This window comes from Acidisoma sp. (assembly GCF_035492295.1).
Lineage (GTDB): Bacteria > Pseudomonadota > Alphaproteobacteria > Acetobacterales > Acetobacteraceae > Acidisoma.
Genome location: NZ_DATJJK010000166.1, coordinates 1 through 8182, shown reverse-complemented (window position 1 = coordinate 8182; position 8182 = coordinate 1). Strand labels below are relative to the sequence as shown.

Annotated in this window: 7 protein-coding genes; 3 read left to right on the top strand and 4 right to left on the bottom strand. The window is 65.0% G+C overall.

Features of this window, described 5'->3' with window-relative positions; all coding sequences use genetic code 11:
• The coding region (locus VL752_RS11920; RefSeq protein ID WP_325355444.1) for an aldehyde dehydrogenase family protein at positions 1 to 1134 on the top strand (1134 nt) is incomplete at its 5' end.
• A 13-nt stretch (positions 1135 to 1147) separates the two neighbouring features.
• Here VL752_RS11920 and VL752_RS11915 read toward each other — a convergent pair.
• From VL752_RS11915 to VL752_RS11905, 3 genes are read right to left on the bottom strand one after another with little or no spacing between them, the layout of a single operon-like run.
• A complete protein-coding gene (locus tag VL752_RS11915; protein ID WP_325355442.1) occupies positions 1148 to 2476 on the bottom strand; it encodes an ATP-binding protein in 1329 nt (442 codons plus the stop codon).
• 25 nt (positions 2477 to 2501) lie between these two features.
• The gene (locus VL752_RS11910; protein ID WP_325355441.1) at positions 2502 to 3239 is read right to left on the bottom strand and encodes a response regulator transcription factor; all 738 of its coding nucleotides are present in this window, start codon (positions 3237 to 3239) and stop codon (positions 2502 to 2504) included.
• A gap of 7 nt (positions 3240 to 3246) precedes the next feature.
• On the bottom strand, positions 3247 to 3789 hold the full coding sequence (locus VL752_RS11905) for a MarR family winged helix-turn-helix transcriptional regulator (RefSeq protein WP_408863113.1): 543 nt from the start codon (positions 3787 to 3789) through the stop codon (positions 3247 to 3249).
• Between the two features lie 92 nt (positions 3790 to 3881).
• Here VL752_RS11905 and VL752_RS11900 point away from each other — a divergent pair, with 92 nt between their 5' ends.
• Both VL752_RS11900 and VL752_RS11895 read left to right on the top strand, forming a co-directional pair.
• Complete coding sequence (locus VL752_RS11900; RefSeq protein ID WP_325355438.1) at positions 3882 to 4781, top strand: branched-chain amino acid aminotransferase; 900 nt, start codon at positions 3882 to 3884, stop codon at positions 4779 to 4781.
• A 27-nt stretch (positions 4782 to 4808) separates the two neighbouring features.
• Positions 4809 to 7133 carry an FdhF/YdeP family oxidoreductase gene (locus VL752_RS11895; RefSeq protein WP_325355437.1) on the top strand — a complete coding sequence of 775 codons (2325 nt, stop codon included), beginning with the start codon at positions 4809 to 4811 and terminating at the stop codon, positions 7131 to 7133.
• 50 nt (positions 7134 to 7183) lie between these two features.
• On the opposite strand, the gene VL752_RS11890 is transcribed toward VL752_RS11895, so the two are convergent.
• Complete coding sequence (locus VL752_RS11890; RefSeq protein WP_325355435.1) at positions 7184 to 8131, bottom strand: YihY/virulence factor BrkB family protein; 948 nt, start codon at positions 8129 to 8131, stop codon at positions 7184 to 7186.
• Between the last annotated feature and the right edge of the window lie 51 nt (positions 8132 to 8182).

Sequence of the window (8182 nt, the reverse complement as noted above, 5' to 3'; positions counted from 1 at the left end):
AAGGTTGCGGGCGCCACCCAGGCGGGATCTTTCCAGTATGCGCGCTATGAGCCGCTTGGGCTCTCCGTGCATATCATGCCCTTCAACTTTCCTATCCTGCTGATGTGCTGGACGGTGGCGGCCTCGCTCGCGGCCGGCAATTGCTGCGTCATCAAGCCCGCAATCCCGACCACGCTTTCGACCCTGATTTTTATGGAGGTTTTCGCCGATCTGCCGGAAGGGCTGATCGCCTGCCTGCCTGGGGACGCCGCCCTGGGTGAGGCGCTGATCGCCTCGCCCAAGACCCATGCCGTCGCCTTCACAGGTTCGGTCGCGGCCGGGCGCGCGGTCGCGATGGCCGCTGCCGCCCAGATGAAGCCGGCGGTGATCGAGGCCGGCGGATCGGACCCGATGATCATTTCCGCCCATGCGCCGCTGGACGTGGCGGCGGCGGGTGCCGTGACCGGCGCCTTTCACCTCTCCGGCCAGGTCTGCACCTCCACCGAACGGATTTATGTGGTGGACAGCGTGCATGACGAATTTGTCGCAGCCTTCGCCGCCGAGACGCGCCGCTTGCGCATCGGCCCCGGGCTTGGCCGTTCGGAAATCGGGCCACTGGTTTCGGAAGCCGCCCGCGCGCGCGTGATCCGCCTGGTGGAGGACGCAAGGGACCGAGGCGCGACCGTGGTGACCGGTGGGCGCATTCCGCCCGAGCACCCCATCGGCTGGTTCTACGAGCCGACGATTCTGACCGGCTGCACGCCGGAGATGGCGTTGTTCCATGAAGAATGTTTCGGGCCGGTCGCCGCCATCTGCCGGGTCGCTGATTTCGAGGAAGCGATCGCGCAGGCCAATGCCAGCCCCTTCGGCCTCGGCGCCTCGATCTTCACCACCTCGCTTGAAGAGGCGATGGAGGCGGCCGAGCGGCTGGAGGCCGGGATGGTCTGGGTCAACAACCCGATGATCGACAATGATGCCCTGCCCTTCGGCGGCTGGAAGCAATCCGGAATCGGACGGGAATTGTCACGCCTCGGCCTCGATACGTTCCGCCGTTCGAAGATGGTGGTGATCGATCATAAACCGGTGCGCCAGGGCTGGTGGTACCCCTACCCTGACGACTGGTTTTATGACGCGGGCGGCCGCAAGCACGTCTGATCCTCCAAGGATTTCAGACCGGCAGGCGGATCGAGGCGCGCAAGCCTCCGAGCGGGCTTTCCATGAGCACGATCTCCCCACCGTGGGCACGGATGATGTCCCGCGCGATGGAGAGGCCGAGCCCGTGGCCGCCGGCGGCGCCGCCGCTCTCGAAAGGGCGGAAGACACTCTCCAGCCGCCCGGCCGGAATGCCCGGCCCGTCATCATCCACCGTCACCTCCACCATATGGGCTGAGAGATGGCCAATGCCGACCACGACATGCGGCGCGTGCCGCTGCGCATTGTCGACCAGGTTGGTGATGGCGCGGCGCATCGCGTCAGCCCGCAGAGGGAGCACGAGGTCGGAGGCGCCATGCAGCGTGACGCGCGCGCCCGAACGCCGCGCGGCCGCCACGATCTCCTCAAGCGTCGCAGAGAGATTGGTGAGCGTGGTCTTTTCTTCTCCCTCCCCCCGCGCGAAGGCGAGGTAGCCGCCGATCATCCGCTCCATCTCCTCGAGATCGGCCGTCATGTCGGCGATATCTGGCTCACTCTCGGCCGTCTTCGGCATCATCGCGAGGGTAAGACGAAGACGCGTCAATGGCGTGCGCAGATCATGACTGACGCCGGCCAGCATGTCGGTCCGCTGGGACAGGAAGCGCAGGATACGCTCCTGCATGCGGTTGAAGGCGATCGCCGCCCGCCGCACCTCCCGCGCGCCTTCCGGCTTGATCGGCCCACGATCACGCCCCATGCCGAAGGTTTCGGCGGCCCGCGCCAGTCTGCGGATGCCGCGCACCTGGATGCGCAGGAAGAGGCTCGCCACCACGACGAGCAGGACGGACGTACCGAAGACCCAGGCCGCAAACATGAAGAGCGAGCCGGCCCAGAGGCGTTTGCGCGGAATCTGGATATGCACGACGCCGTTCTGTTGCTGCACGTTGACCAGCACATAATCCGGGTTGGAAACCCAGTCCGTGTTGAACGGCTTTTTCAGATGCTGACGCAACGCGTTGGTCAGATCGTCATCCATCGGTCCCAGGATGTTAATCTCGCGGCGATGGGCGAGCTGAGCGCCGGGGTCGATCGTCATCGTCAGCTGGAACTGCCGCTGCGCCGCCCGCATGATGTACCATTCCCGGGCGGGATCGGGGCTGCTGTCGAGCTGATCGAGGGTGAAGGCGATCTCGCCGGCAATGCTGAAAGCGAAGCGGCGGGAGACGATGCCGAGGTGGCTGCCGTAGAAGACCTGCAGAATCACGGCTTCCAGCAGCAGCACCGGCAGCAGGATGATAAGCAGGCTGCGCGCGAAGAGGCCCCGCGGCAGGAATTTGCGCAGGAAGCGGTCTGGGGCGCTTGCCATGCTCAGCCCTTCCAAGCCGCGGCTGTCATATCCCCGGCTTCAGCACATAGCCGCGGCCGCGCACGGTGTGGAGGAAGCGCGGTTCGCGGCTGTCGCGCTCGATCTTGCGGCGCAGGCGTGTCACCTGCACGTCAATCGCGCGCTCACCGGGCTCTTCCATGCCGAGCGCCTCGGCGATCTCCTCCCGCGAGAGGATCTCGTTGGGCTTCTGGGCGAGCGCCGTGAGCAGAGCGATCTCGCCCCCCGTCAGCCGGATGGGGCCCAGGGCATTGCGCAGCTCGCCCCGGGCCGGATCAAACTCCGCGTCTCCGAGACGGACCGGACCGGCATCCACCGTGGCGGCGCCAGGGGCGACCGCGCCCGCCCGGCGCAATAAGGCGCGCGCGCGCAGCACGAGTTCGTACGGATCGAAGGGTTTGCCCAGATAGTCGTCCGCACCGGCCTCGAAGCCCGCGATACGGTCTTCCGGGGCGCCGCGGGCGGTCAGCAGCAGAACCGGCAATTCCGGATCGCCGCGCCGCCGCAGGTCGTCCACCAATTCAAGCCCGGTCTCGCCGGGCATCGTGACGTCGAGAATCATGAGATCGGGGCGGAGGGAGCGCAGGCTTGCCCGCGCCTCCGCCGCGTCTGCTGCCGCAGTGACACGAAAACCGTGATCGGTGAGGTAGCGGACAAGGAGACGACGCAGCCGCTCGTCGTCATCCACGACGAGGACATGGGCGTTCAGCGTGCCGTCGGGCGCAGCAGGTTGAGAGGCGCTCATGATCGGCTCAGGCAGAACGCGCGCGCAGCTCTCTCGCGGCGGCCTCCATGGCGGAAAGATGGGTCTGGCCGATCTCCTCGGTCAGCGCGCGAAGCACCCGGCGGAAGCCTTCCACGGCGGGGCCGCCCGCCTCGCGATAGGCCCGCAGCAGCAAATCGCGTTGCCGCTCGAACAATTGCCGCTCCAAGGCTACCCCCTTCGCCGTCAGGCTCAACAGGCGCTGCCGCCGGTCGGCCCGGCCGGGCGCCTGGATAACATAACCCTGATCGACCAGCGTCGTCAGCACACGGGAGAGACTCTGCTTCGTGATGCCGAGGATGGACAGCAGGTCGGAGACGCTCATGCCGGGCATCCGTCCGATGAAATGGATGGCACGATGATGGGCGCGGCCCAGCTCCAGCCCCTCCAACACCTCATCCGCCGCATGGGTGAAGTTCCGGTAGGCGAAGAAGAGCATATCCTGCGCGAGACGAAGCTCCTCCTCCCTAAGGAAGAGCAAGCCCGCCCCTGCGTTGGAGGGGGACGGCGCACTGGGGGGCATAGCTGACATACTCCCAGTTTAAGGCAGCTTCATTGACTTAACAAGAAAGACGATCATAACCTGACCCTGTTTTGCGCAACAATATTTCGGAAAATAGTCCCATGGCGCTCGTTCCTTTCGATGACCGTGACGGCATGATCTGGTGGAACGGCCAGCTACGCCCCTGGCGCGACGCGAAGCTCCACGTTCTCAGCCACGGCCTGCACTACGGCAGCGCCGTCTTCGAAGGCGAACGGGCCTATGGGGGCAATATCTTCAAGCTGACCGAGCATTCCGAGCGGCTGAAGAACTCCGCCGCGATCCTGGGCTACGACGTGCCCTACACGGTGGCGGAGATTGACGAGGCCTGCCGCGCCACGCTCGCCGCCAACAATCTGACGGATGCCTATGTCCGCCCCATCGCCTGGCGCGGCTCGGAACAGCTCGCCGTGTCAGCCAAGCTCACCAGCATCAACCTGGCCATCGCCGTTTGGGCTTGGCCGAACCTTTTCGGTGCGGATCGCATGAAGGGCGTGCGGCTCGGCCTCGCCGCGTGGCGCCGCCCGCATCCCGAAACCGCCCCCACCGCGTCGAAGGCGGCCGGCCTCTACATGATCGGCACCATGTCCAAGCATAAGGCCGAAGACCAGGGATTCGACGACGCGCTGATGCTCGATTGGCGTGGCCAGGTGGCGGAAGCGACGGGCGCCAACATCTTCTTCGTGATCGACGGCGCGCTGCATACGCCGAAGCCCGACTGCTTCCTGGATGGCATCACCCGCCGCACCGTCATGGGCATCGCTCGCCGCCACGGCATCAAGGTGGTTGAGCGCGCGATCCTGCCGGAAGAGATGGCCCAGGCGACCGAGGTCTTCCTGGCCGGCACCGCGGCTGAAGTTACGCCGGTGCGCCAGATCGGTGAACTTTCCTTCATTCCCGGACCTGTGACCGAGCGTCTCTTGCGTGACTACGAGGCGCTGGTCCAGATGTCGCCGGAGAAGGTGGCGGCGCTCGCCGCGTAGCCACCATCCGATAACAGGAGCCTTCCGATGAGCGACAGAAAAGAAACAGCATCATCTGAGGGCATCCATCCCTATAGCGGCCCCGCCGGCGGGTGGGGCGCGCTGCGCGCCGTCGCCCGCGCACTGCGCGAACAGATGAACACAGTCTCCGGTGGGAAACTGCTGCTGAAGAACAATCAGCCGGATGGGTTCGACTGCCCGGGCTGCGCTTGGCCCGATCCGAAGCACACCTCCACCTTTGAATTCTGCGAAAACGGCGCCAAGGCCGTCTCCTGGGAAGCGACCAAGAAGCGCGCGACCCCGGAGGTCTTCGCCCAGCACACGGTGACCGAACTCCTGCGGTGGAACGACCATGAGATCGAGAATCTCGGCCGCATCACCCATCCGATGACCTATGACGGGGCCACGGATAAGCTTGTCGAAATCAGCTGGGAGGCGGCCTTTGCCCGGATCGCCGCGCATCTGAATGCGCTGCCCGACCCGAACAAGGCCGAGTTCTATACGTCCGGCCGCGCCTCCAACGAGGCCGCCTTCCTTTTCCAGCTCTTCGTTCGCGCCTACGGCACGAATAACTTCCCTGACTGCTCGAACATGTGCCACGAGGCGACGAGCGTCGGCCTGCCGATCTCCATCGGCATCGGCAAAGGGACCGTCAGCCTGGAAGATTTCGACCATGCGGACGCGATCTTTTCGATCGGCCATAATCCCGGCACCAATCACCCGCGCATGATGCGGACCCTGCGGGAAGCATCCAAGCGTGGGGCACCCATCATCGTGTTCAATCCGCTGAAGGAACGGGCGCTGGAGCGCTTTGCCGACCCACAGGCGCCGGTTGAAATGGCGACGTTCAGCGCCACCCCCATCGCCAGCGCCTATTGCCAAGTGAAGGTTGGCGGGGACGCTGCAGCGCTGAAGGGCGTCATGAAGGCGGTGCTCGCCCTCGATGCGGCGGATCTCGCGGCCGGCGGCACGGGCGTGCTCGACCGCGATTTCATCGCCGAACACACGATAGGGTTCGAGGAGCTGCGCGCCGATCTGGAACTGACGGAGTGGAGTGACATCGAGCGCGTCTCGGGCCTGACCCGCACCGCCCTGGAAGCGGCGGGTCGCGTCTATGCCACTGCCAAGTCCGTCATCGTCTGCTACGGCATGGGCATCACCCAGCATGCCAATGGCACCGAGAACGTGCAGCAAATCGCGAACCTGCTGATGCTGCGCGGCAATTTCGGCCGACCTGGCGCCGGCATCTGCCCGCTGCGTGGCCATTCCAACGTGCAGGGAGACCGCACGGTCGGCATCGACGAAAAGGCGCCCAAAGCCCTGCGCGACGGCATCAAGCGCGTCTTTGGCTTCGATCCGCCCGAAGCCCACGGCCATAACGCCGTCGAGGCGATCGAGGCCATCGCGGAAGGCCGCTCGAAGGTCATGGTCGCCCTTGGCGGCAATCTCGCCGTCGCCATGTCCGACCCTGAGACGACCTTCGCCGCCATGCGCCGTCTCGATCTCGCGGTGCATATCGCGACCAAGCCCAACCGCTCCCACCTGCTGCTGGCGAAAGAGACCCTTCTTCTTCCCTGCCTCGGTCGCACGGAGTTGGATGAGCAGGCGGAAGGCCCGCAATCGGTGACGGTTGAGGACAGCATGTCCATGGTCCATGCCTCCACCGGTCGGCTACCGCCGCCCTCGCCCTTCGTGAAATCAGAACCCGCGATCATCGCCGGCATGGCGAAGGCTGTGCTGGGCGACCGTTACGCCATCGACTGGGACGGGATGGTGGCGAACTATGACCGCATTCGGGACGCCATCGAGGGCGTCTTTCCCGGTTTCCGCGACTACAATGCCCGCATCAAGGAGCCGGGCGGCTTCCGCCTTCCCCTGCCGGCGACCGAGCGGCAGTGGAAGACCGAATCCGGCCGCGCTCAGTTCATGATCTTCCAGGGCGTCACTGAAGATCCGCGCGTTGCGGGCGCGGAGGTGCTGGTGCTCACCACCCTGCGCAGCCATGATCAGTACAATACCACCGTCTATGGGCTGGATGACCGCTATCGCGGCGTTTTCGGCCGTCGGGACGTGATCTTCCTCAACCCGCAGGATATCGCCGCGCGTGGCCTTTCGGCCGGTGATGTGGTCGATGTCGCGGCCGTCCCGCGGGAAGGTGAGGCCGCCCATCCGGGTGCGGTGCTGCGCGGCGTAACTATCGTGGAATACGCCATACCGCCCGGCTCAGCCGGCGCCTATTATCCGGAGGCGAACGTACTCGTGCCGCTTTCCCACTATGACCGACAGAGCGGCACGCCCTCCTACAAATCCGTGCCCGTGCGGATTACCCGGACGATGGCCGTGGCGGCCTGAGGTCGCGGCGCACAAGCCCAAGGCAGGAGAGCGACCGCAACCGTAAGCGCTCAGTGGCGCGAGAGGTTGCGCTCCGGCTTGCTTTCCCCGCCGTGATTCTTACCAAAGGAGAACCCGAACGGCCGAAGCAGATGCTTCTGGCTGCCCCTGCGGGTTGCATAGACCTTGGTGAATTCTGCTCCGAGCAGGAAGATCTGCGCGGAATAGTAGACCCAGAGCAGCAGGACCACGAGCGCGCCGGCGGCGCCGTAGGAGGAGGCGACGCCGCTTCGCCCGATATAGGCGGCGATCGCGGCTTTGCCGATGGTATAGAGCACTGCCGTGAAGAACGAGCCCATCAGAACGTCGCGCCATTTCAGCTGTCGGTCCGGAAGGACCTTGTACACGGCCGCGAACAGCAGGGTCGTGAAGCAAAGAGAGAGCAGGATGTTGATCAGCCGCAGGACGAAGCTCGCTCCCGGCACGGCCTGATTGACCTGATCCCAGGCGGCCGAGATGGCGGCGCTGATGGCAAGGGAGACGAGCAGCAGGAAGCCCAGAGTCACGACCAGGCCGAGGCTTTGCGCGCGCGCACGGATCAGGCGCGACACCGTGGAATGCACCTCCTTCGCATCGGTCTTCCAGATCGAATTAAGGGAGGATTGCAGTTCCCCGAAAACACCGCTCGCGGTGACCAGCAGCATGACAATCGAGATCACGGTCGCGATGATGCCGCTCTTCCTGTTGGCCGCACTCTGAATCATGGATTGCACGAGCCCTGCGGCGTCCCTGCCCACCATTCCCTGCAACTTGGTGAACACAACGCCGCGCGCTGCATCCTCGCCGAAGGCGAAGCCCGCGATCGCAATCACCACCAGCAGAATGGGCGCGAGCGAGAAGATGGTGAAATAGGCAATGGCTGCGCCGCGGCTCAGACAATTATCCTCCATGAAGCCGTTCAAAGTGTCCTTCACCATTTGGACGGCTTCGAAATTCGTGATCTTGTCCATGACTGGCATGGGCGGGTCCTTCCTGCTCACGGATCGCTTCCCTTTCGAGATGATGGCCTC